This is a genomic window from Alteromonas sp. MmMcT2-2, from assembly GCF_022348305.1.
Classification (GTDB): Bacteria; Pseudomonadota; Gammaproteobacteria; order Enterobacterales; family Alteromonadaceae; genus Alteromonas; species Alteromonas macleodii.
Genome location: NZ_JAKRFA010000036.1, coordinates 1 through 23,655, shown reverse-complemented (window position 1 = coordinate 23,655; position 23,655 = coordinate 1). Strand labels below are relative to the sequence as shown.

The 23,655-nt window shown below is 44.8% G+C and carries 21 protein-coding genes; 7 read left to right on the top strand and 14 right to left on the bottom strand.

Annotation, left to right across the window (positions count from 1 at the left end; genetic code table 11):
* Positions 1-14 precede the first annotated feature (14 nt).
* From MHM99_RS16790 to rpe, 5 genes are all read right to left on the bottom strand, one after another.
* Complete coding sequence (locus MHM99_RS16790; RefSeq protein ID WP_049588781.1) at positions 15-1,223, bottom strand: aspartate aminotransferase family protein; 1,209 nt, start codon at positions 1,221-1,223, stop codon at positions 15-17.
* Positions 1,224-1,685: 462 nt separating this feature from the next.
* On the bottom strand, positions 1,686-2,852 hold the full coding sequence (locus MHM99_RS16785) for an HDOD domain-containing protein (RefSeq protein WP_239220197.1): 1,167 nt from the start codon (positions 2,850-2,852) through the stop codon (positions 1,686-1,688).
* A 297-nt stretch (positions 2,853-3,149) separates the two neighbouring features.
* A complete protein-coding gene (locus tag MHM99_RS16780) occupies positions 3,150-3,734 on the bottom strand; it encodes an aminodeoxychorismate/anthranilate synthase component II (RefSeq protein WP_049588780.1) in 585 nt (194 codons plus the stop codon).
* A 100-nt stretch (positions 3,735-3,834) separates the two neighbouring features.
* The gene (trpS, locus tag MHM99_RS16775) at positions 3,835-4,842 is read right to left on the bottom strand and encodes a tryptophan--tRNA ligase (protein WP_049588779.1); all 1,008 of its coding nucleotides are present in this window, start codon (positions 4,840-4,842) and stop codon (positions 3,835-3,837) included.
* Positions 4,843-4,907: 65 nt separating this feature from the next.
* Positions 4,908-5,585 carry a ribulose-phosphate 3-epimerase gene (gene rpe / locus MHM99_RS16770; protein ID WP_049588788.1) on the bottom strand — a complete coding sequence of 226 codons (678 nt, stop codon included), beginning with the start codon at positions 5,583-5,585 and terminating at the stop codon, positions 4,908-4,910.
* 305 nt (positions 5,586-5,890) lie between these two features.
* Between rpe and MHM99_RS16765 the strand changes: the two genes are divergently transcribed.
* From MHM99_RS16765 to MHM99_RS16755, 3 genes are all read left to right on the top strand, one after another.
* A complete protein-coding gene (locus tag MHM99_RS16765) occupies positions 5,891-6,721 on the top strand; it encodes a TorF family putative porin (RefSeq protein WP_187447244.1) in 831 nt (276 codons plus the stop codon).
* Positions 6,722-6,896: 175 nt separating this feature from the next.
* Positions 6,897-7,205, top strand: coding sequence for a hypothetical protein (locus tag MHM99_RS16760; protein ID WP_014948027.1), 309 nt, complete (start codon positions 6,897-6,899; stop codon positions 7,203-7,205).
* 9 nt (positions 7,206-7,214) lie between these two features.
* The gene (locus MHM99_RS16755; RefSeq protein WP_014948028.1) at positions 7,215-7,415 is read left to right on the top strand and encodes a DUF2970 domain-containing protein; all 201 of its coding nucleotides are present in this window, start codon (positions 7,215-7,217) and stop codon (positions 7,413-7,415) included.
* A gap of 83 nt (positions 7,416-7,498) precedes the next feature.
* On the opposite strand, the gene MHM99_RS16750 is transcribed toward MHM99_RS16755, so the two are convergent.
* The 9 genes from MHM99_RS16750 to pilM all read right to left on the bottom strand — a co-directional run bounded on the left by MHM99_RS16750 (position 7,499) and on the right by pilM (position 16,631).
* The gene (locus MHM99_RS16750; protein ID WP_014948029.1) at positions 7,499-8,380 is read right to left on the bottom strand and encodes a Dam family site-specific DNA-(adenine-N6)-methyltransferase; all 882 of its coding nucleotides are present in this window, start codon (positions 8,378-8,380) and stop codon (positions 7,499-7,501) included.
* Between the two features lie 226 nt (positions 8,381-8,606).
* Positions 8,607-10,079: an SPOR domain-containing protein gene (locus MHM99_RS16745; RefSeq protein WP_239220196.1), complete on the bottom strand. Its 1,473-nt coding sequence runs from the start codon at positions 10,077-10,079 to the stop codon at positions 8,607-8,609.
* A 121-nt stretch (positions 10,080-10,200) separates the two neighbouring features.
* Positions 10,201-11,268, bottom strand: coding sequence for a 3-dehydroquinate synthase (aroB, locus tag MHM99_RS16740; RefSeq protein WP_156077807.1), 1,068 nt, complete (start codon positions 11,266-11,268; stop codon positions 10,201-10,203).
* A gap of 30 nt (positions 11,269-11,298) precedes the next feature.
* A complete protein-coding gene (gene aroK / locus MHM99_RS16735; protein WP_014948032.1) occupies positions 11,299-11,814 on the bottom strand; it encodes a shikimate kinase AroK in 516 nt (171 codons plus the stop codon).
* 270 nt (positions 11,815-12,084) lie between these two features.
* Complete coding sequence (locus tag MHM99_RS16730; protein WP_239220195.1) at positions 12,085-13,857, bottom strand: type IV pilus secretin PilQ family protein; 1,773 nt, start codon at positions 13,855-13,857, stop codon at positions 12,085-12,087.
* 2 nt (positions 13,858-13,859) lie between these two features.
* Positions 13,860-14,387, bottom strand: a complete 528-nt coding sequence (locus tag MHM99_RS16725; RefSeq protein WP_168532917.1) for a pilus assembly protein PilP — start codon at positions 14,385-14,387, stop codon at positions 13,860-13,862.
* Positions 14,384-14,995 (bottom strand): type 4a pilus biogenesis protein PilO, encoded by a 612-nt coding sequence (locus MHM99_RS16720; RefSeq protein WP_014948035.1) that lies wholly within the window; start codon positions 14,993-14,995, stop codon positions 14,384-14,386. The genes MHM99_RS16725 and MHM99_RS16720 overlap by 4 nt, the downstream gene beginning before the upstream one ends.
* A 2-nt stretch (positions 14,996-14,997) precedes the next feature.
* Positions 14,998-15,576 (bottom strand): PilN domain-containing protein, encoded by a 579-nt coding sequence (locus tag MHM99_RS16715; RefSeq protein WP_239220194.1) that lies wholly within the window; start codon positions 15,574-15,576, stop codon positions 14,998-15,000.
* Positions 15,564-16,631: a type IV pilus assembly protein PilM gene (gene pilM, locus MHM99_RS16710; protein ID WP_039225089.1), complete on the bottom strand. Its 1,068-nt coding sequence runs from the start codon at positions 16,629-16,631 to the stop codon at positions 15,564-15,566. Before pilM ends, MHM99_RS16715 begins: the two co-directional genes overlap by 13 nt.
* 136 nt (positions 16,632-16,767) lie before the next feature.
* Here pilM and MHM99_RS16705 point away from each other — a divergent pair, with 136 nt between their 5' ends.
* From MHM99_RS16705 to yghU, 4 genes are all read left to right on the top strand, one after another.
* A complete protein-coding gene (locus MHM99_RS16705) occupies positions 16,768-19,431 on the top strand; it encodes a PBP1A family penicillin-binding protein (RefSeq protein ID WP_239220193.1) in 2,664 nt (887 codons plus the stop codon).
* A gap of 77 nt (positions 19,432-19,508) precedes the next feature.
* Positions 19,509-21,200, top strand: coding sequence for an NAD-dependent malic enzyme (locus MHM99_RS16700; protein ID WP_049588787.1), 1,692 nt, complete (start codon positions 19,509-19,511; stop codon positions 21,198-21,200).
* A 311-nt stretch (positions 21,201-21,511) separates the two neighbouring features.
* On the top strand, positions 21,512-22,498 hold the full coding sequence (locus MHM99_RS16695; protein WP_168532908.1) for a DUF4382 domain-containing protein: 987 nt from the start codon (positions 21,512-21,514) through the stop codon (positions 22,496-22,498).
* A 202-nt stretch (positions 22,499-22,700) separates the two neighbouring features.
* Complete coding sequence (gene yghU, locus MHM99_RS16690; RefSeq protein ID WP_039225087.1) at positions 22,701-23,558, top strand: glutathione-dependent disulfide-bond oxidoreductase; 858 nt, start codon at positions 22,701-22,703, stop codon at positions 23,556-23,558.
* Positions 23,559-23,655: the final 97 nt, after the last annotated feature.

Genomic DNA, 23,655 nt, shown 5'->3' with positions numbered 1-23,655 from the left:
TACTCGTGTTGTAATTATTCGGCGTTTACAACGGCAGCAACGGCGCGTTCAAAACGTGCAAGACCTTCTTTGATGTCTTCATCAGGAATAACCAGTGAAGGTGCAAAACGAATAACGTTCATGCCAGCAACAAGACACATAAGGTTCTCTTTCGTTGCAGCCATCATGAAGTCACGTGCACGGCCTTGGTATTTCTCATTTAACGCACAACCTAACAGCATGCCTTGACCACGTACTTCTTCAAATACGTTGTACTTTTCATTGATAGCACCTAGTAGTTCACGGAATAGGGCTTCTTTCTTAAGTACACCTTCAAGCACTTCTGGCTGGTTCACGATATCTAACGCTTTTTCCGCAACAGCACAGGCTAGTGGGTTACCACCGTAAGTACTACCGTGGGTACCTGGCTTAAGGTGTGCAGCGATGTCTGCTGTGGTAAGCATGGCGCCAATTGGGAAGCCGCCACCAAGAGATTTAGCGGTTGTTAGGATATCAGGTGTTACGCCAAGACCCATGTAGGCATAAAGGTGACCAGTACGACCAACACCCGACTGAACTTCGTCAAAAATAAGTAATGCGTTGTGCTTGTCACACAGCTCGCGAACGCCTTTTACGAAATCTACATTAGGTGGAATAATACCGCCTTCACCCTGAAGCGGTTCCATCATTACCGCGCAGGTTTTGTCAGAAATTAGCGCTTCAAAGGCAGCTAAATCGTTGTAGTCACAGTGGTCAACAGCGCCTGGCTTAGGACCAAAACCGTCAGAGTAAGCAGCTTGACCACCTACTGTTACGGTAAAGAAGGTACGGCCGTGGAAACCTTTGTTGAAAGCGATGATTTGGTTTTTGTCTTCACCGTGCTTGTCCAGCGCCCAGCGACGAGCTAGCTTCAATGCTGCTTCGTTCGCTTCTGCGCCTGAGTTTGCGAAGTAAACTCTATCTGAAAACGTTGCGTCATTTAGCTTTTTAGCTAAACGAAGGGCTGGCTCGTTAGTGAAAACGTTGCTTAAGTGCCAAAGCTTGCTGCCTTGTTCATTAAGAGCTTTCACAAGCTCTGGGTGACAGTGACCTAAAACGTTAACTGCAATACCGCCTGCAAAGTCGATGTACTCAGCTCCATCTTGATCCCATACGCGTGAACCTTCACCTCGAACAGGTACCATACCTGCTGGGTTATAGTTAGGAACCATTACATCATCAAATGTAGCGCGAGTTACGTTCATCTTTGTTACCTCTGCGTTGGGCGCCAATCACACTGTGTGATTTGGCCTATCGAATCTATGAGCACATTTTAGTACTACTTTGGTCGATAAGCGTTAATTGGGCGCGTAAAAACTAATCGGATTTGTTCAACAGTATGCCATTTTTTTTAACATTTGTCTTCTATGCAAAAGGCTGCAGCCCTTTATTTATAAGGACTGTGGCTTAATTTGCAGGAAAAGTGAATAACTATTAACTACTGGGCTATATCAATAAGTAATAATCAATTTTTGCGCTGAGAAAAGGGCTACATACGGGTTTTAATGCACTGTGAGGCAATAAGAAAGGGGGGATAGGGCTGGAAGCCTTACCTGTTTAATGTAGCTAAAAACGGGCAAGGCATTGAGCAATCGTCAATAATTTGGGGCATCATGCACATTAAATGAAAAATGTGCATAACGAGTGCATGAATATCCACTAAAAAATTAATGATTTTCTTCGTTTTTCACCAAAGGAAGGGTGAAAATATCAATGGTTTTGAGTTTTTCGAGTGCACCTGCAGGGTAGCGTTGCTCCATGAAAAGCGGCTTTACTTCTTTCATTTCAACAAGCTTTAACTGATGTAACATCCGAACTTGTGTGTAGGTTCGGGCTTGATGAAGTACCTTACTGAGTGTTTTAGGCTGTGCAGGTACTTTATCGGCACACGCTCGCATCGGTTCTGCAATAGGCAAGCGCATTAAATGCATCCACTCCAGAATATCCGCGCTGACTGCATCTGCGAATTCTTGCTGTAGTGCAATAAGGTGGTTGGCTGAAGGAGCCGCTTTGAGTAGCGCTTCATGTCGCTTTTGCTCTTTGTCTTTCTGGCATTCTTGCAACAGATGTAGCTGAATTTTATCGAACAGTTTGAAGTAAAGTCTTGTTACGACACAACGCCCCAAATTACTGAGCATCGCAAGGGTATAAGCCTGGTTTTTGTTTAAATCCGTAAGTGCTGCAAGGCGTTTCGCCGTTATGGCAACGCCAGTCGTATAAGGCGTAAGCTTTTGTTTAATTAGCGGGTAAGGGTCGGTAATCTGAGGCATAGCGCGCTTTAAAATGAGCGACGGTATCAATGTGCGTAGGTTTTCAATACCCAAAAAGCTCAATGCTGTGCGCAGTGTCTCTACAACAATGATACGCCCACGGGAGTCTTTGCGTCTAAATTGTGGAGTATTCACCACAACGATCAGTTCATCATAAAGCCATGGCATGGTTGCGGCAATTGGCTCTAGTTTCGAAACCGAGCATGCTTTCACGGAAAGTGCATCAAGAAGCTCGCCGATGTTTTCGGGCAAGTTAAGTACGTTTTGAACGAGTTCGTCGGTATAGCCTAGCTGCTCTGTTAATTCACCTAGAAGGATTTCGTGAAGATGGTGACTCACTGATTCAAGGTATGACGCTTCGGTTTTCTCTTGAAGGCGCTTGTTTTCAATCGCCACTTTTTCAACGTGCAGTAGCAGCCTGCGCGCATCACCTTGCTCCGATTGCTCGAAGCTTACTTCTCCCACCTTGCGCCTTCCTAGCATTTCCAGCACTCGCTCTGGCGATATGATCATATTTTCAAAACGATCATCTATCGTGGGCGGTGTGGTTGCCCCCATTGTCATATTAAAAGCACTCCTGCTCATAACTTTTTGGTGAACGGCAATATTATCGTACATCAGGGGCCTTTATTACTTTCGCTACGGTAATGATAAAAATGGTAGCTACTGCTTGAAAGCAAGCCTTATTTACCCTGCAACTGTTGATATTGCGTGTGCGATGCTTCGTATAATCTTTATTCAGCGCATTGGCTAAAACGAATTATGAAAAGTTAAACGAAAAATCAGTGAATTGCGAGTAATTCTGGCCTTCAAGCGTAACCTTTTACGCTATAAAAGCGTATCGGCATCAAACTCGTATACTTAAATTGATTTAAACTGAAGAAATGCATCCAGTACGCTATGACCGTGTTCGGTAAGCAGTGACTCGGGGTGGTACTGCACGCCCCAAATAGGGTGATGATTATGGGAAATTGCCATGATTTCCTTTGTGCCCTTTGCGGTTTCACACCATGCATCAACACTCAGTGAGGCAGGTAGCGATGCGGGATCTAAAACCAATGAGTGGTAGCGCGTCACGTTAAACGGGTTAGGTAAGCCATTGAACAGGCCACTATTGCGGTGTGTTAGGGGTGAAATTTTTCCATGCTTAATCTCTTGTGCACCTACTACCTTGGCACCAAACACTTGACCTATAGCTTGATGACCCAGGCATACACCTAAAATAGGAATCTTGCCTGCAAAATGTTCAATCGCAGATAAGCTGATGCCCGCTTCGTTAGGCGTGCATGGTCCCGGTGAAATAACTAACTGTGAAGGCGCTAAGCGAGATATGTCGTCTAAGGTCAGTGCGTTATTTCGCACCACTTCAACGTCGACGCTGAGCTCAGTGAAATACCGAGCGAGGTTATGAGTGAACGAATCGAAGTTATCAATTAACAGCAACACAGCAGTGCTAGTCCTTGGTATTTCTAAGTTGCGAAGGTTTTAGCCATGAAGGATTAAATGAACCCTTCATGGCGTGTAGCAAGATGTTGGAATTCGGCTGTTATGGCTTTGGAATAAAGCCGACCGCTTTGTATACTTTAGCCAAAGTTTCAGCAGCTCGCGCTGACGCTTTCTCAGCACCCTGACGCATTACGTCGTCAAGATATGCTCTGTCTGCGCGAATTTCAGCATAGCGGGCCTGAATGGGTTCAAGTAGAGCAACCACAGCGTCTGCAACATCACCTTTAAGGTGGCCATACATTTTGTCAGTATATTCATGCTCAAGCTCTTTAATTGATTTACCCGTCGCAAGTGAAAGTAGGGTCAGTAAGTTAGACACGCCTGGTTTTTCAGTTGGGTTAAAGTAGATATTAGCTTGCTCGTCAGAGTCGGTCACGGCACGTTTGATTTTCTTGGCTAACTTCTTAGGATCTTCTAATAAGCCGATGAAGTTATTCGGGTTGTTGTCAGACTTAGACATCTTCTTTTCAGGCTCTTGAAGGCTCATGATGCGCGCGCCAAAGTCTGGGATATACGGGTCAGGTAGACGAAATACATCGCCGTATAGATTGTTAACACGTGTAGCAATGTCACGAGTCAATTCAAGGTGCTGCTTCTGATCTTCACCTACCGGTACTTTATCTGCTTGGTATAGCAAAATATCTGCTGCTTGGAGTACAGGGTAGCTGTATAAGCCTACATTAATGTTATTTTCGTTCTTCGCAGACTTATCTTTGAATTGAGTCATGCGATTAAGCTCACCCATTTGGGCGTAACAATTCAATACCCAAGATAGCTGTGCATGTTCAGGCACATGGGATTGCAAAAACAGAGTACTTTTTTGTGGATCAATACCGCAAGCAAGGTAAAGAGAAAGGCCGTCTAGACAAGCTTCAGCAAGCTGCTTAGGGTCTTGTCGTACAGTAATAGCATGCAAATCCACTATCATATATAAGCAGTCGTGGTCGTCTTGCATGGAAACCCACTGTTTAAGTGCACCCATGTAATTTCCAAGGGTAAGTTGTCCTGAAGGCTGACAGCCACTTAATACAACGGGTTTATTACTCATTTCTTTTTACCTGTAATACGTTAAATACTGTGAAAATAAAGCTTGGGAAAACAAAGCTTCAAAAATTATGCTTTAGACAGTGACGCTAGTTCATTGCGCATTTGCTCAATGACATCGCTGTAGTTGGGTTGAGAAAAAATAGCCGAACCAGCCACAAACATATCCGCGCCCGCTTCCGCTATTTCGCGAATGTTATCGACTTTTACGCCACCGTCAATTTCAATTCGAATATCGTAGCCGCTTTCTAATACACGCTGTTTCACCGCGCGCACTTTATCTAAGGTGCTAGGAATAAACTTTTGACCACCAAACCCTGGGTTAACCGACATAATAAGAATGTGGTGCAGTTTGTCCATGACGTGGTCAAGGTAATGTAGTGGCGTTGCTGGGTTAAATACGAGCCCCGGCTTGCAACCTGCATCGATAATAAGCTGCAGAGAGCGGTCTATGTGCTCAGACGCTTCTGGGTGAAAACTAATATAGCTGGCCCCTGCATTCGCGAATTTTTCAATTAAGTCATCGACGGGCTTCACCATTAGGTGCACATCAATGGGAGCGGTAATGCCGTAGTTTCTTAACGCCTCGCAAATCATTGGTCCAAACGTAAGATTGGGTACATAGTGGTTATCCATTACATCGAAATGCACCACATCAGCGCCAGCCTCTAATACCTTTTCTACGTCTTCGCCAAGTCGAGCGAAATCGGCCGATAGTATTGATGGAGCAATTAGGAATGGTTTCATTGCATGTCCTTTCATTCTAAAAACAACAAGGTGCGTTGCCACTTACGTTTCACCTTTGCGAAAGTTTACCCAAATCCGTGCTTCTTTACTATGCAAAGGGTTAATCAGCGTTAATTTCACGGAAATTTAAGATAAACGGACTTTGTCAGAACGTTGCCCAATTTTGGTGAGTGCGCGTTATGTTGGTGCATTTTTATGCAGCGTTTTTTTGTTTCGGTGACAGCGGGTGAATTTTTTAAGTGAAATAATACTTTAAATTTCAATTTGTTAATTTATTTTTTGCGAGTTTTTTTGATGAACCATAAATGGGCATCAACTTTGCGTTATCCAGTCCAAAAAAGAAAACACAGACAGAAAAAACGAATTACAACAAGTTTGAATTTGACTGGAGAACACACATGAAAACATCTACAAAAAGAACAATACTTGCCGCTGCTATTTCTTCAGCGTGTCTGTTAACAGCCATGCCTAGCTATGCAGAAGGTTCATTCACTGCTAACGCTAGTGCAACCAGTAACTACATTTGGCGTGGTCTAACACAAACAACTAACGAAGCCGCAGTACAGGGTGGTATCGATTACGCGCATGAAAGTGGTTTTTATGCGGGTACGTGGGCGTCGAACGTAAGCTATGCATCAGATGATATTTATTCTTACGAGCATGACGTATATTTTGGATATTCAGGCGAGTCTGACGGCATTGCATATGACTTCGGCTACCTATACTACAACTATGACGCAGAAGCTGAATTCGATTTCGCAGAGATCTACGGTTCAGTAGGCATGGGTGGAGTAAGCGTAACAGTTTATCTACTTGCGCACACCGAAGCTGACGAAGCAGAAGGCCAAGATTTCGGCTTTGGCCAGGCTTACTACGCATCTTTTGATTACACCACAGAAATTTTGAATGGCACTGAGTTGACTCTACATGCTGGTTATCACAGCGGTGACTTTGTTGAAGCTTTCAACTTTGGCGACGGTGAGACTGACAGCTATGCAGACTACGGCGTAAGCATTGCGAAAGATGGTTTCAGCTTTGCTGTAACTGGAACGAACTTAGATGATGTTGGTGCTGACGCACTAGATAACGACGAGTTGAAATTCACTGTAGCTTACTCAGTAGATTTCGAACTTTAAAAGTTAAATTAAGAGGCTAAGGATAGGCCTCTTAACTTAAACGTTGAGTACTAAAAGCCTAATGTGTTTTCGTTAGGCTTTTCATTTTTTACAAGCAACGCATTTTTAACTTGTTCGTAACCTGCTTTTGATTATAATGAGATTAATTTTTAAACGAGTGTAAGGAGTATTCAGGATGAAGGTTCTTCCATTTTTTGCGATTTGTGGAGCGGTAGCGCTTGTTAGCGTTGCGGTCACAAGTACGCCAAATTCACACTCGTCAGTATGCGAATTCCAACCAGTTACGGAGTTCAACCCCAAGTTGCCCGCAAGCCATATTCAAAACCAATGTGCCCGTCATCAAGAGGGTGTGGAGGAAGTCAGTTGGCTGTCATGGATAGCGGGGAAATCATCATCTTTCCAATTCCACTTTTTAGACCTACTTGAGTTGATGCACAGCGACGAAGGTAATCGAGATTTCACCTCACCTGCTAACGACACTTAGGGGAAAATTATGCAGTCTGGTACTGGTTTTTGGTCAGTTCTAGGTAGTGTAGTTGCTAGTCTATTTGGTGTTCAGAGCCATAAAAACTACGAACGTGACTTTACTAAAGGCACTTTTATCAGTTTCGCCGTCATTGGCGTAATCTTGGTTGTGCTGTTTGTTGTTACGCTTTTTATGTTCGTTAAATGGTATACGGGCTATAGCGCATAGCAATTGCGTGAATACACATTAAAATCGTATGCGGGTAAGGCGGTCGATGCGCTACCTATAAGAAGTCTTTTCGGCATCACACACTAAACTGAAGGGCGGTGAAACGTCTTCTTTTTTCTAGTCTTTCGCTTTGGTGCGACGTTAGCTGGAGGAAAATAAGCCAAAATTTCATCCACAGGCTGTCGCTTTGCACCGTTTTGACTTATCGAACGCTTAACCGACAGCATACTGAAATCAGCCCCGTGATAAAGCGACCGAGTTAGCGGTAAATCGTGATTTGAGATGAGTACGGGTATGCCTCGCTTTTTTGACGCGCGGGTGGCGAGCTCAGCCAGCTTCTCTTGAGATTCTTGTCCGAAGCTTCGCGCGGCATAGCTGGTAAACGCTGCAGTCTTGCTGATAGGAGCATACGGTGGGTCACAATAAATAACGTTGCCACGCCTAGCTCTAGAAAAAACCTTTTCAAAAGGAAGACAAGTAAACGTCGCTTTTTGTGACTTTTCCGAGAACACAAACATCTCGTCTTCTGGAAAGTAAGGCTTTTTATAGCGGCCAAAAGGTACGTTAAAACGCCCTTGAAGGCTGTAGCGGCATAAACCGTTGTACCCATGTCGGTTTAAATAAAGAAAAAGAATCGCTCGGTAGTATTCATCTTGCGTTGCGTTGAACTCTTCGCGCAAGTCATAGTACATCTTTTCTTCATTGCGACTCCCATCAAAAAATGCGCGCGCGTCATTAATCAGAGCGTCTGGTTGTGCTTTTAAGAAGTTATATAAGTTGATGAGATCAGGATTGATGTCATTAAGCAGGTAGCGTTTGTATTGCGTATTCAGAAATACAGATCCGGCACCAACAAACGGTTCAATGAGTTTATTGGCTTGCGGTAATCTGGCCTGAATATGCTCAACCAAGCTGTATTTGCCACCGGCCCATTTTAAAAAAGCCCGGTTTTTTTTCTGCATCATGCTTAAACGTTACTACCTAGACGGAATGAAGACGGTGGTTTTTCCGTGCGCCGCCGTTCCAAGGGAAAGGGTCGTCTTTATACTTTTATGCTGATCAGTATCAGATATCACCACACTAAAGGTAGATTGTAACTTTCATCAGTAAAACGGACAACCAACAAGTGTCGCAAGAACGGAATTTTGCTCATTTACTGGAAATATTATGGCTACCCGGTTGTGAAATGACTTAATTTTGCGCTTTGCTCATCTCTGAGAGGATTTGGTTTCCTCGCTTTATAAACGCATTTTGTTTGCCTGGATATTCGGGTAAATCTGTTCGTGCTTGTTGCGCTTGAGATAACGACATGTAGATTTGCTTGCTAACTACTACAAACCAGTCGCCACCATAGCGCGTCGTTTTATAAATTCGCGTTTGCTCAGTTAGATTGTTTTCTCGTAGGAACTCACTGAGAACAGACTCACTTTTCATCGCTAACAATTGTATAGCGTAGTCATCTTCCCCAATCCAGCCTTCTTGACTCGATTCACTGGCCACAGTGGTTGGCGTTACATTATCGTTGACGCCGTCCGAGTTTGATTTGGCACCTTGAGCAGGTTGTTGATCACGTAGCGCACCGTTGCTAACCACCTCTGAACCATTGGAATCAGTGGTATTATCTCCAATCGGGGCATTCTCAACCTGGTTATTGTCTGCCTGTTCTGAAGATGGCGTAACTTCAGGTAAGGATGAAACCGCATTTTCCCAATTGGTAATCAACGGACCGTTATCTGACGATTCATCAATTAACGAGCCACCAACGTCTGCACTATCATCATTGGGCGCGGAAACAAGCTCTACATTGCCTATTTGGTTGGTTGCTTGAGTTGCTGAGTTTGATGCTGTTGTTTCGCTTTCATCGGTTTCACCATTGCCTATAAGCTTGTTATAAGCAGAGCCGGGCTCAACCTGGGTTCTTTCAGGCTCCGGCGCAGGTTGGCTAATAGGCGCAAAAATCGATGCTAATTTATCACCGTACTGCCAGTAAATAAGGCCAGAAAACGTAGCAAGGAACACGCATATCACAGCGATATAAAACCACTTAGACTTTAACGGGTTGATAAAAGTTTGCGTATTTTCACGCTGTCTATTTTCTAAATGAGCCTGAAAAGCCTCGCGACGTGAAGCAATCATTTTGTCGAGCTCTGACTCGAAGCTAGGTTGTTCGCTAATGACTGACTGGCTGCTAATTATTAGTGGGGTTTCTGTATTTTTTGCAGGAAGCCACTGCTTGGCGCGCTCAGCCCATTCGTTATTCGCGAACAAAAGCACATTTAAATGCTGTTTGTTACCAGCGAACCGACTTTGTAACACCAAGTCCCATAGTTCTTGCAGTAGTGCATCAGGAAGATTGTGGGCTTGGGTGATGGCTATAAGAATTGGGCCTTCGTGACTATTTAGGTCGGAAAGTAGTTCGTTTAGAGGCCTAACGAAGCTACCCACCACTTGACCAAGAAGCTGCCGACAAAGTTGTCGACGGTAGTCAGAGGGATCCATATTTTCTTGCGCAGCTAAATACGCAATCTCGGTATCATCGTGCTGCTGGAAGACAAAGGCTTCAAGGGTCTTTTGTTGTTGAGCAATAGACTCACCACTGACAAAAATCAGCTGAGAAGAGTAATTGACCAAATATTCCAAACGTTCATGCAGTTCACTTTGCATGGGAGTTTGCCCTTATTCACCGTTGCTTTAAAAACTGTCCTGCAACGCATTTATTCATGATTCCAACTAACGTAGGGAAGTCAAGATAGACGCGTTGCCAGGTTGTCGCGAGGGCTAATGACTAAGAAAGGATGTCGGTAAGAATGGCGTCCGTGACGTCCTTGGTAACAACCGCTTTGCCTATGCCTTGAGGAAGTACAAATCGAATACTGCCAGCTTCCACTTTTTTATCGCGTTTCATATGCTTAACGTAGTCATCCTTTGTCATACTATTTGGGCCTGCAACCGGTAAAGCAAATGCTTCAAATAGCGACGATACGCGTCGTGTTTCTGACGCTTCAAACCACGTTAATGCTTCAGCAGCTTTACAAGCAATTATAGTACCAGCGGCTACCGCTTCGCCATGCAGCCAGTTACCGTAGCCTTGCTCGGCTTCAATAGCGTGACCGAACGTGTGGCCTAAGTTAAGAATGGCGCGTAAACCACCTTCACGTTCATCTTTTGCTACCACGTCTGCTTTGATTTCGCAGCAGCGAGAAATAGCTTGGGTAAGAATTTCAGTATCAAGCGACGTAAGCGCATCTACATTACTTTCAAGCCATTCAAAAAACGGTGCGTCGTAAATGATACCGTATTTGATGACCTCTGCCATGCCAGCAGCAAACTCTCTCGCGGGTAATGTAGCGAGGGTATCAGTATCAATGGCCACATAAACCGGTTGGTAAAAAGCGCCAATCATGTTTTTGCCGAGAGGATGATTTACCGCGGTTTTTCCACCTACTGATGAGTCGACTTGAGAAAGCAAAGTTGTAGGAACTTGAATGAAGGGCACACCGCGTTGGTAAGTTGCCGCAACAAAGCCAGTAAGATCACCAATTACACCACCGCCAAGTGCGATAAGTGTCGTATCTCTTGCAGCGTTTAGCTCAAGAAGGCGTGTCATAACCACTTCGAATTGGGCAAGATTTTTGTGTTGCTCGCCGTCCGGCAAAATAATGGTTTCAACCTGAACATTACCACACGCCGCTTTAGCGGTTTCTAAATACAGTGGGGCAACAGTTTCGTTGGTAACAATGACGGCAAGTGGGCCTTTTATATAGGCACTAAAAAGGCCAGGTTGCGAAAGCAGCCCAGCCTCTATCTGTATAGGATAGCTACGTTCTCCAAGTTCCACAGTTAAGGTTGACATTGGCGTAGCCCCTCCTATTACATATTTAATTTATAAACCAATTTTACTGATAATCTGATTCGCTACAGCACGCGCACTTTGGTCGTCTGTATCAACAATGTAATCAGCAACTTCTTCGTAAAGCGGGTTGCGCATTTCTGCAAGATCGCGAAGTACTTGTTCTGGATCTTCGTTTTGTAGCAAAGGACGACGTTTGTCACGTTGTGTACGGGCAACTTGCTTATCGATTGTCGTTTGTAGGTAAACAACGATGCCGCGGGCAGATAAACGATTACGCACAGCTTTAGTTACAATAGAACCGCCGCCAGTAGCAAGTACAATACCTTGCTTATCTGTCAAATCGTTAATGACGTTTTCTTCGCGTTTACGGAAACCGTCTTCGCCTTCAAGGTCGAAGATCCAGGCAATGTCTGCACCCGTGCGGCGCTCAATTTCCTGATCCGAATCAAAAAAGTCTAGGTGAAGTTCGTCTGCCAGATGTCTACCGATGGTACTTTTGCCAGCACCCATTGGGCCAACTAAAAAGATATTACGTTTTTCAGCCATATTTGCTTATATCACAACTTAATCATGTTAGGGGCAGTGCACTGTTGCCTTACCAGCCTACCCATTGACTCGTGCCTATTTAGTGTCCAATAAGCACCACTCCTTAAACCTCGCTTAAATTTCGAGGCGGGGATTATCTCAGTTTCATGCAAGGCGTTGCAAGTTTTGTTACTAACAAATAGCGTATACCTGTAAATTTAGTTAAAAAAAATGGGCTGAAAACCAAAAAAGCGCACAAAGATGCGCTTTTTTGAAGGCTAAAAATGAGGATTATGGTCTTTCAGTGACTATCTTGGGTGTAACAAAGATAAGCAGTTCTCGTTTTTGCTGAAGTTGTGACGAGTTTCTGAAAAGGGCGCCAACGACAGGTAAATCACCAAACAAAGGCACTTTTGACACGCCATCAGAACTGGTTTGTTGGAATATGCCACCTAACACAATGGTTTCGCCGTTTTCGACCAACACCTGCGTTTTTATTTCTTGGGTATCAATGGCAACAGCGTCACCAGTAGACGTAGAAACGGTCTCGCCACGGGTATCTTGCGTAACAACTAAGTCTAAAATAATGCGATTATCGGGCGTGATATGTGGCGTAACTTTCAGTGACAACACGGCTTTTTTGAACTCTACTGAAGTCGCACCGCTAGACGTTGCTTGTACGTAAGGTATTTCCGTACCTTGTTCAATGTAAGCTTCATGCTGGTTAGCAACCGTAATACGAGGACTCGCAATAATTTCGCCTTTGTTTTCAGATTCTAGTGCGGAAAGCTCAAGGTCCAATATGGTGCCATCAACCAAGCTCGCAATTTGAAAGCCAATGCTACCCGCGGCGCTGGTAACAGGCAGGTTCACATTAAGGCGATTATCAATGCTAGGCACTATTCCGCCGGCAATGGTGTCTGCGGCCTCAAGGCTTCCCGACACACCATTATCGTCTTGACGGTCGCTGAAACCCCAACGAACGCCAAGCTGCTCGTCTACATCGTCAAGCACAGTAACCATACGGCTTTCAATCAGCACTTGCTTCACTGGAATATCTAACGCATTGATGGTTTTTCTTGCTTCATCAATAGAGGCTAACGTGTCGCGAATAAGTAAAGTGTTGGTTCGTTCGTCTACTGTAACCCCCCCTCGCTCAGATAAGATCCCGCCCTCTGTCGACTTTAAGATCGTGGCCAGGGCAGCAGCTTTTGCATAGTTAACAGGAATATTAACCGTATGAAGAGACGCTAAGTCTGAAACTTGCTTTTTAGATTGAAGGGCTTGGGTTTCACGAGCCGATAGTTCTTCAGCCGGTGCAATTAACAAAATGTTGCCCTCTAAGCGTTTATCCAGACCTTTAACGCGCAAAATCATGTCGAGTGCTTGATCCCACGGAACGCCCGACAAGCTTATCGTCACGTTTCCTGTTACGGTGTCGGTGGTCACTAAGTTAAACCCATTAACTTGCGCAATAATTTGTAAAACTTGTCTCACAGGAACATCTTGAAAGTCGAGCGAAATGGGGTCGCCTGTGTATTTCTTTTCCGCTTCCAAGGCGTCTTGCTGCGCGCTGTCCATTGGCGTTATCGCCATACGAATTACGCCGTCTTTTACCGTATTTTTAACCGTAACTGGGCCCGAATAATTAACCTCAATTCGCGCGCCATCTTTATCTTCGAATGTCTCGATGGTAGAAACCAAGGTACCGAAATCAGCCACATTAAGTTCTACTAATTGGTCTTCGCCTAACTTGGTGTTTGGTAATGTAAGGGATACCTTTCCTTGTGACTCAATAAGCTGAAGTTTTGGCGCTTGGCCCTCAAAACTCACCAGTGTTACAGCGGTATTGTTAGCTGCTTGAGTAAAGTCGATGTTTGTGACCGTGGTGGTAACGGTTGATGCATTTCGTTTAGTATCAGGGTCGACTAACAAAGGCTCTTGGGCTTTTACTGGCGAAACAAATACGGTTAATGAAAATATTGCAGCCACAGCGAAAGCCAGCCAATACCATCTAGGCACTCTACGATTCAGAGATTTGTTAAATATGTATCGTTCGGCCATGCTTACTCTCCCGCCTTCGATGCTGTAGTCATTGTTGTTGTTTTCCTTTGCCAGCAGCCCGCACCATCAGGTAATAACTGTTCAATAGTAATTGAGTCGGTGCTAATTTGCGTAATTTTGCCATAAAACAAGCCGATACGACTCCCTACTTTAGCTTTATGTAATACGCCATCGTTACTTTTCAATAATGCCCACTGCACTCCTTTAACGGCAAAGTTGCCAGTCAGTGCGAGGGCGTCCACGCCATAGGCTTCCAATGCTTCTTTAGGGCGCTGGAAGTTTGGCTGTAAACAGTTTTCTACCCGCGCTTTTGCTACTGGAGCGGTGTTGTTCTTAGGGCGATCGAACGGGCTTCTTAAAGCGCTTGCCGAATAGCTAAAAGGTGGGTGAGTCTTGAATTCTGGATACGGTTCAATTTGTGGCTGAGCACGCTCTTTAACACTCTGTGTATAGGCATGCAGATCGTCGAGTTTAGGTGAACAGCCTGTTACTAACAATATGATTAAAAGAGATAAAAACGAACGAATCATTGTTCATCTCCTTCAATGTCTGTCGAGTTTTCCGAACGATAAGTTTTCGCCTGCAGCTTCAGCGACAGACCATTTGCTTCACGCTTTATGTCAAAATCGTGAAGCGTAACGATACGAGGTAAATCCGCAACTTTGGAAACGAATTCGCCAAAGTTGTGATAGCCACCGCTTACTTCCATTTCGATAGGTAGTTCGGTGTAAAACTCTTTTGGTACTTCTTGTTGCCAGTTAAGCAACTCAAACGTGAGGCCCGATGCGGTACCAACGTAAGTGATATCGTCAAGCAAACCCGGTGTTTCGTTGCTGGTTGGAAGACTTTTCAGCATAGACGAAAAGTCTTCCTTAATTTGCGCAAGTTGGGCTTGGTAAGCTTCTAAATTAGCCGCAATGCGGTACTTTGCTTCGAACTGTAACTTTAGTTCTTGTTCTTTTAATTCAGCCGCATCTTTAATCGGTAATTTGGGGCTTATTAGCATGTAGTAGCTCAACGCACCTACCAATATTGCGACAAACGCCGCCACAACAATGCGAACTTCGTTTGGCCAAATAGCGATTTGTTCAAAGTCGAGTTCGTTGAGTTCTTTTAGTTTTGAAACATCAAACTTCATGGTTATTGCGCCTCACTACTTTCTATTTCTAGCGGAGCAACATTGGGGGTTATCGAAAACGTAAGCGTAAAGTTGCTAATCGCTCTCGCTGCACTGCTGTCAGATTTAATGGTAGAAAGCTCTGCGGCAACGAACACTTTCGAGTTGTCCAGCGCGCGCATAAAGTCGGACAGGCGATTGTTCGAATCACTAGTACCTTCAATCTCAATACGGTTATTGCTTCTGGTCATAGACTCGAAGGCCACACCGGGAGGAACGAGTTTAGCAAGTTCATCAAATACTATAGGAGCCACATTGCGACTTGCTTGCAGTTGCTCAATTAATGCCATGCGCTGCTCAATGGCATTTTTACTGTCTTTAACCTTTTTTATCTCTGCAATTTGCGCATCTAAAACCGCGATTTCCCGTTCAAGGTATTGATTACGCGAGTTTTGATTACTTATTTGCTGGTCGATAGCTTGACCAACGAACCAAAAAATCAATCCTACAATGGCGGCAACAGCAAGTAGCCCTGCCAAGTATTGTTGTTTTTGATGTTGGCGCTGCTTCTCTCGCCAAGGTAGTAAATTTACATGTGCCATGGCGTAAAGCTCCGGCTCGCTAGACCCGCTGCAATCGCAAGCTGTGGTGCAATTTTGCTAAGTCTCGTGGCATCAAGTTTAGGGTTTATCGACATGTTGCTAAACGGATTGAAGCAATCAACCTCTAGGCCTAAGTCTTGTTTTAAAATGTCGACTAACGGTTCAATAGTAGCGGCACCGCCGCTAAACAGTATTTTGGTGGGGCGCTCTGCATGTAGCGTGCTCATATACATTTGTAATGCACGGTTGATATTTTGCTGTAGGTTAGCGGCAAATATAGGAAGCGTATCTTCCACCCAATTTCCAGACAGCGTGCCATCAAGTAGCTGACGCTCTGCGGTTTCACGCTCAACCATATGAATGGCGCTAATATCGTTAATTAGCTGATTTAAGCCAAAGGCGTGCTCTTTGGTGTAGATGACGTCGCCGTTTTTTATTACGCATATTTGAAGTAGCGAGGCGCCCACATTAATACAGCAAAGTGGCATGTCTTCGGTATGAGGCGTATGGAAAAAGTCCATGGCATTGCCGATGGCATAATTTTCCATATCAACAATTTTGGGCTCAAAGTTAGCTTCTCTTGCAAGCAGCAAGCGACTGTCTACCAAATCTTTATGCGCAGCGGTAAGTAATACATTTACTTTTCCAGTGTGCGTTGTGCTTGGCCCCATTTCTTCAAAATCTAAATATACTTCTTCAAGCGGATAGGGAATGAGACTGTCGGCTTCGATCTCAATTTGATTTTCTAAATCGTAATCGCTTTGCTCTGGGTCCATATAGACGATTTTACTGATCACTGACGTGCCAGCCACAGCAACATTTGCCAGCTTTAATTTTGTTTTTAGCGACTTTCGAATTTTCTTGAGAGCAATGCTTACTGACTCATAATCTTTAATATCACGCTCAGAGAAAGCGATTTTGTTAATTGGCTCACAGGCATACCCTTGAAGGACGAACCCGTCTTTCGATTGCTCTAACCACACCGCTTTTATTTGACGCGTGCCTATATCTAAGCCCACAATGGGCGGCAGCTTTTTCTTAAACAGCGATTTCATGTGCAAGTGTCCAGTTTCAAAGGTAGTTGCTCTAAAGTACAATGTTACTCTAATAGTCTTATGCGTATGGTTCTAGAGATAACACATACGTATAAAATATACGTCATTTCAACAAAATGTCTTGGTATCCGTTACAGTGAAGTACATCAAACCACTTATTTTATTTAGTTTTCTATCAGGCCTTCTTGGTTTTGCAGCACTGGTAGGTATTTACTTTTATATCAAACCTGACCTACCAAGTGTTACTGTACTTAAGGATGTACGCCTGCAAACACCCATGCAGATATACACCAAAGACGGAAAACTTATTTCACAGTATGGAGTTAAACGGCGGATCCCCGTAAAACTTGAGGAAGTGCCGCAAGAATTAATTAACGCCATACTCGCTACCGAAGACAGTCGCTTCTACGAACACCACGGTATTGACCCCATTGGTATAATGCGTGCTGCAGTAAGTTTAGTCCTTACTGGCGAAAAGCGTCAGGGAGCAAGTACGTTAACCATGCAGCTAGCACGAGGGTTTTTCCTTAGTCGGGAAAAAACCTATATCAGAAAGATCAAAGAAATCTTTATAGCACTGCACATGGAGCAAGAGCTTTCTAAGCAGGAAATTCTTGAGCTGTACCTCAACAAAATCGAATTAGGCCATAGAGCGTTTGGTTTTGGGGCGGCCGCCCAAGTTTACTATGGCAAACCGCTTAATGAACTCTCTTTAGCTCAAATTGCTACTATTGCAGGTCTTCCAAAAGCGCCATCAGTGCTTAACCCCATCAGCGGGCCGCAACGTTCTGTCGAGCGCAGACGCGTGGTTTTACTTCGTATGCTTGACGAAGAGTACATCACTAAAGCGCAGTTCGATGAAGCTGCGAATGCGCCAGTTTCAGCGAAAAAGCACGGTGCTGAAATTGAAGTGGATGCGCCTTATTTGGCCGACACCATTTATAACGAAATGGTAGAGATTTATGGAAAAGAAGAAGCAGAAACCGGCGGATACCAAGTTTTTGCGACTGCAACGTCAGATCTTCAATTAGCTGCTCAGCGTGCGGTGGTTCGAAATCTTCATGACTATGATGAGCGTCATGGCTATAAAGGCGCGCTTGGCTACTTATGGAATATTCCTAAGCCAGAAGGAAAGGATGACGCGATTCCACAACTTTCATTGAGCTATGACATAAGTGATAAGACAACACGAGAAGAGTGGGGTAACGAATCAATCATGCGCGTGCTTGAAGAGATTCCTCACATTAAACCTCTTTTGCCATCGGTTGTTACGAAAGTAAATGAGCAGTCGATAGAAGTGTTGTCTGTAGATGGCAAAGCAATAACAGTCGAGTGGGATGGACTAGATTGGGCCCGACGCTACATTACAGACTTTAGGCAGGGTAGTGACCCCAAAACCGCTTCAGATGTGACTCAAGAAGGGGCGGTCATTTATATCAGACAGCAAGAAGGGCAGTGGCGCATTTCGCAAATCCCTGAGGTGAGCGGAGCGTTTATCGCACTTAATCCGAAAAACGGTGCGGTTGAAGCGGTTGTTGGTGGCTACAGCTTTTATCAAAGCCAGTTTAACCGAGCAACACAGGCCAAGCGCCAAGTGGGCTCGAACATCAAGCCTTTCGTTTATTCTGCTGCATTAGACAGTGGCTATACCCTTGCATCCATCATCAATGACGCTCCTATTAACCAATGGAATGCGGCGACGGGTGTAGCTTGGCGACCGCAAAACTCGCCAGCTGAATACGACGGCCCAATTAGAATGCGTAAAGCCCTTGGTAAATCGAAGAACGTGGTATCGGTTCGACTATTGCGTGGTGTTGGTCTTAGAGAAACGGCCGATTACTTAACACGCTTTGGTTTTAATAAAGACGATATCCCACTTGATGAAACCGTATCCCTTGGGTCGAGTTCACATACGCCGCTTGAAGTAGTAAGAGGTATGTCGGTCATTGCGAACGGTGGCTACTTAGTAAACCCTCATTTTATCAGCAAAGTGCTTGATGAAAACGGCGATGAGCTTTGGAAAGCAAACCCAGTTTGGGCGTGCAATCGTTGTGAAAATCAAAGCGATCCAGAAATACTACCTGAAGACGAAGAAGCCGATATTGAAGCCTTACTTGCCGCTGAACTAAATCAAGATATTTTACTTGGCGACGTCGATGATGACGAAGCTGCAGAAAAAGTGATTGCGCCTCAGGTTATTACTGCTCAAAACGCTTTCTTAGTGGCAGAAATGATGCGAACGGCTGTGAGAGCAAACGGAAATTGGAGCAAGAAAACCTATTGGTTAGGCACCGGCTGGCGTGCTCGTAATATTCTTCAGCGTACTGACATAGCTGGGAAAACGGGAACCACGAATGACTCGCGAGACACGTGGTTCAGTGGTTTCCACAAAGATTTGGTGGCCACCACATGGGTAGGCTTCGACAACATGGGGCGCCAGTTAGGGCGAGCTACGCGAAACCAAAACCTCATTAACAAGAATGCTGAGAAATTCAACTGGATAGGCAACGCCATGATCGGCATTGAAGATGGAGCTAAAGCTGCTGAGCCAGCGTGGATCAGATTTATGCAACATGCTCTAGAAAATAAACCACATACGCCAATGCCCGTACCAGAGAATATAGTGCGTGTTCGCATTGATCGTACCAGTGGAAAGTTGACCAGACGAACAGACCATACGACACTATTCGAATATTTCCTGCAGGGAACCGAGCCAACGACTTATGTTCGCGATGACGAAGTGTTGGATCCGGCCACGCAGGATACGACTACTGCGCCTGAGCCAGAAGAAATATTCTAATTACTAAGAGGCACGTTGCACGCGTGCCGCTTCAGGCTTAGGTGATGTATTTGCCTGAACACATTATCGGAAAACCAATGTCAGAAGATTCACAGCGATATCTTTATATTCCTCATGCCGGCCCTTCATTGCTGGAAACCCCCCTACTGAATAAAGGCAGTGCCTTCACTGCACGGGAACGTGCGGCGTTTAACCTGACGGGTCTAGTGCCACCAAGGTATGAAACCATCGAAGAGCAGGTTGAACGTGCTTACATGCAATACAGCAGCTTTGACGAAGCACTAAACAAGCATATTTATCTGCGCGCAATTCAAGACAATAACGAAACCTTGTTTTACCGCCTAATTCAAAAGCACATCGATGAGATGATGCCCATCATCTACACCCCTACTGTAGGTGATGCATGTGAGCAGTTTTCAGATATCTATCGCAGTTCGCGTGGCTTGTTTGTGTCGTATGAAGAACGTCACCAGCTTGATGACATTGTTCGCAATGCAACGAAGCGCAAAGTGAAAGTGATTGTTGTGACTGACGGTGAACGCATTCTAGGCTTGGGAGACCAGGGTATTGGTGGAATGGGCATTCCTATCGGTAAACTATCGCTTTACACAGCGTGTGGTGGAATTAGTCCAGCATACACATTGCCCGTAATGTTAGATGTAGGTACTAACAACGAAAAGCTGCTAAACGACCCAATGTATATGGGGGCGCGCCATCCGCGTATTGGACAGGAAGAATACGACGAATTCGTTGATATGTTCATTAATGCTGTGAAGCGACGCTGGCCTGATGTAATGATTCAGTTTGAAGATTTTGCGCAGCCAAATGCTATGCCGTTATTAAACCGCTATCGCAACGACGTGTGTTGTTTTAACGACGATATACAAGGCACTGCTGCCGTTACCCTTGGTACTATTTTGGCGGCATGTAAAACCAAGCAGCAAAAGCTACGCGACATGAAGGTGGTGTTCGTGGGTGCGGGTTCGGCAGGCTGTGGTATTGCTGAAATGCTCATTCAACAAATGGTATTTGAAGGCCTGACTGACGAGCAAGCACGTAAGCAAGTGTTCATGATTGACCGTTTTGGTTTGGTAACCGAAGGCATGGAAGGCTTACGCGACTTCCAACAAAAGCTTCAGCAGAAAAATGCTGACTTGGCTGATTGGACGTTCAGTGGAGATTATGCGTCACTACTTGATGTTATGCACTGCGCGCAGCCAGACGTACTTATTGGTGTTTCCGGCCAGCCAGGCTTGTTCACTGAACAAGTTATCCGTGCCATGAAGCAAGGCTGTGAGCTGCCAATCATCTTCCCGTTAAGTAACCCCTCACGACAAGTCGAAGCGCGTCCTGAGCAAGTGATTGAATGGACAGAAGGTGAAGTGATTATTGCTACAGGTAGTCCGTTCAAGCCTGTAGAGTACGATGGCAAAATATTCCCTATCGCTCAATGCAACAACTCTTACATCTTCCCGGGCATTGGCCTTGGTGTTGTTGCATCTAAAGCGAAGCTTATTAGTGACGAAATGCTGATGGCCGCAAGTAACGCACTTGCTTCAGCGTCGCCATTAGTCAACACGGGTCAGGGTTCACTATTGCCACCTCTTGCTGCCATTGCAGAAATTAGCAGAGAGATTGCTTTTGAGGTGGGTAGAGTAGCGATGGAACAGGGACTTGCTCTTGAAATATCTGACGACGCATTGCGCGCCAGCATTGAGCGTAACTTCTGGAAAGCAGAGTACCGCCCTTATAAGCGGGTAAGCATCTAGTATCCGTTAACGTTATAAGAAAGCAGGCTTAGCCTGCTTTTTTGTACTTGTGAACAACGCTTTCACCATGACTTACAACCCAAAAGCTGAAGTAAGCCACCGTCTCACTGCTCGAACTTCATCCATTTCACGGCCGTATTCCAACCAAATGTAATATGGTGTTGCCTATGCGCAACATTTCCTTGCTCTGATATACAACTTACTCTTAATGGTTTTTAATAAGCTTTTGTTATATAAGGTTAATTTTTCATTGGCACAATCATTGATAACACATTCCCTGATACTCAAAAAAGGAAAGGTAGGTGTTAGAGATGAAAAAAATGAAAAACAACTCAAACTTTTTAGGTTCTAGATTCGTTAAACGTTCGTTTTCTACATCATTGGTTATGGCTGCGCTTGCCACGCTTAGCGCGTGTGGAGGCTCAGATGATAAGATCGAAGACCAGCCCACGCCCACCATGAGTACCTTTTCCCTTTCAGTTTCTGACGCCCCTGTAGATGACGCCAGTGAAGTAGTGGTGTATTTCGATGAAGTTGAATTAATTGGCAATGAATCACCAATCACGTTCTCAGTTGAAGATGAAAATGGTGATCCTCGAAGCATCGACTTGTTGTCGCTACCGGGCGAGCAGTTTGAAGTTATCGTAGAAGATACTGAAATCCCAGTAGGTGACTACGACCAACTTCGTCTTAGTGTGACGGAAGATTCTTACATAGTAACTAATGAGGGAACTTACCCTATTCGCGTGCCAAGTGGCGAACTGAAACTTGATGGTTTTACTGCACAACCTAACTTTGACGCAGCCTACACCGTTGAATTCGATTTAAGAAAAAGCTTAGTCGATCCAGTAGGTCAAGAGGTCATTATGCTAAAACCTCGCGGTGTTCGCTTAGTGTTAAATGATGACGTGGGTACGCTTAACGGCACAGTAGATAGCACGCTAGTGATGGACGAGAAATGCGCCGTAAAAACCGACATGTTTGTTGGCAATGCAGTTTATATCTACGAAGGTGAACAAAACCTTCTCGATGCCCTTGGTGATGACGCTGATGCAGGCGTGGATGATACCGAGTCGCGCCCTTTCACTGTTGTACCAGTAACGTACAGCGAGTCAGATGAAACATTCAATTTTACAGCGGGCTTCATGCCTCAGGGCGAGTATTCATTAAGCTTTTCATGCACGGCACTATTTGACGAGCCTGAAACGGACGAGGACGCCGAAGACGGTTTCTTTTTACAAACTATTGATGTTGCCACAGTTGTAGCAGGGGACACCACAACGGTAACCATCGAATAGTTCCAGTTTGCGGGCAACGGACTGCTCGCCTTTTATTCATAAAGCCGCGCTCTTGATATAGCTAAAGCGCGGCTTTTTTATGTCAATAAACGTATATCGCCGTTTATTAGTCGACACCGTTGAGCTATAAGTCTTTAAAAGCTGTTCTTAGTAGCTATGTATTGCACTAACCTTAACGATAAAGTCATTTAAAGGAATTGCTATGTCGACAGAAAGTAACTACACACCACCAGAAGTTTGGACTCAGGCTGAGGATGACGGCAACAAGTGGGCCAGCATTAATCGTCCTGTGTCAGGCGCTACCCATGAGAAGGCTCGTCCTAATGGTGAACATGGTTTGCAGCTATACTCGTTAGCTACGCCCAATGGTCAGAAAGTTACCATCATGCTTGAAGAGTTGTTGGCAGCTGGCGTGAGCGAAGCAGAATACGACGCTTGGCTGATTAACATTGGTGAGGGCGATCAGTTTTCTTCTGGGTTTGTTGACGTTAATCCGAATAGTAAAATTCCTGCTATGGTCGACACGACAACGTCACCAGAAACCAAGCTATTTGAGTCTGGGTCAATCTTAGTTTACTTGGCGGAAAAATTCGGTAAGTTCATTCCGCAAGACGCCCATGCAAAGGCGGAATGTTTCAACTGGCTGTTTTGGCAGGTGGGGTCAGCGCCTTACTTAGGCGGTGGTTTCGGGCACTTCTACAGCTATGCGCCATATCCAATGGAATATCCTATCAACCGCTTTACCATGGAAACTAAGCGTCAGTTAGATGTGCTAGACAAGCACTTAGCAAACAATGAGTTTATGGCAGGTAGCGAGTACAGTATCGCTGACATGGCTATATGGCCGTGGTACGGCAACTTGGTGCTAGGTAATTTATACGACGCAGCCACTTTCCTTCAGGTGCACGAGTACACCAATTTAGTCCGCTGGGCTAAGCAACTAGAGCAGCGAGAAGGCGTTAAACGTGGCCGTATTGTCAATAAGACCTGGGGTGACGATGGTCAGTTAGAAAACCGCCACAGCGCAAAAGATATCGACGACGCACTCGCCAAAGCCTAAATAATGGGGTCAGAGTCTGAGGTATCCCCACAAATAATATTGCGATATCAATAAGATAAAAAAGATAGGAACATTCATGACGTTTGGTGATCAGATC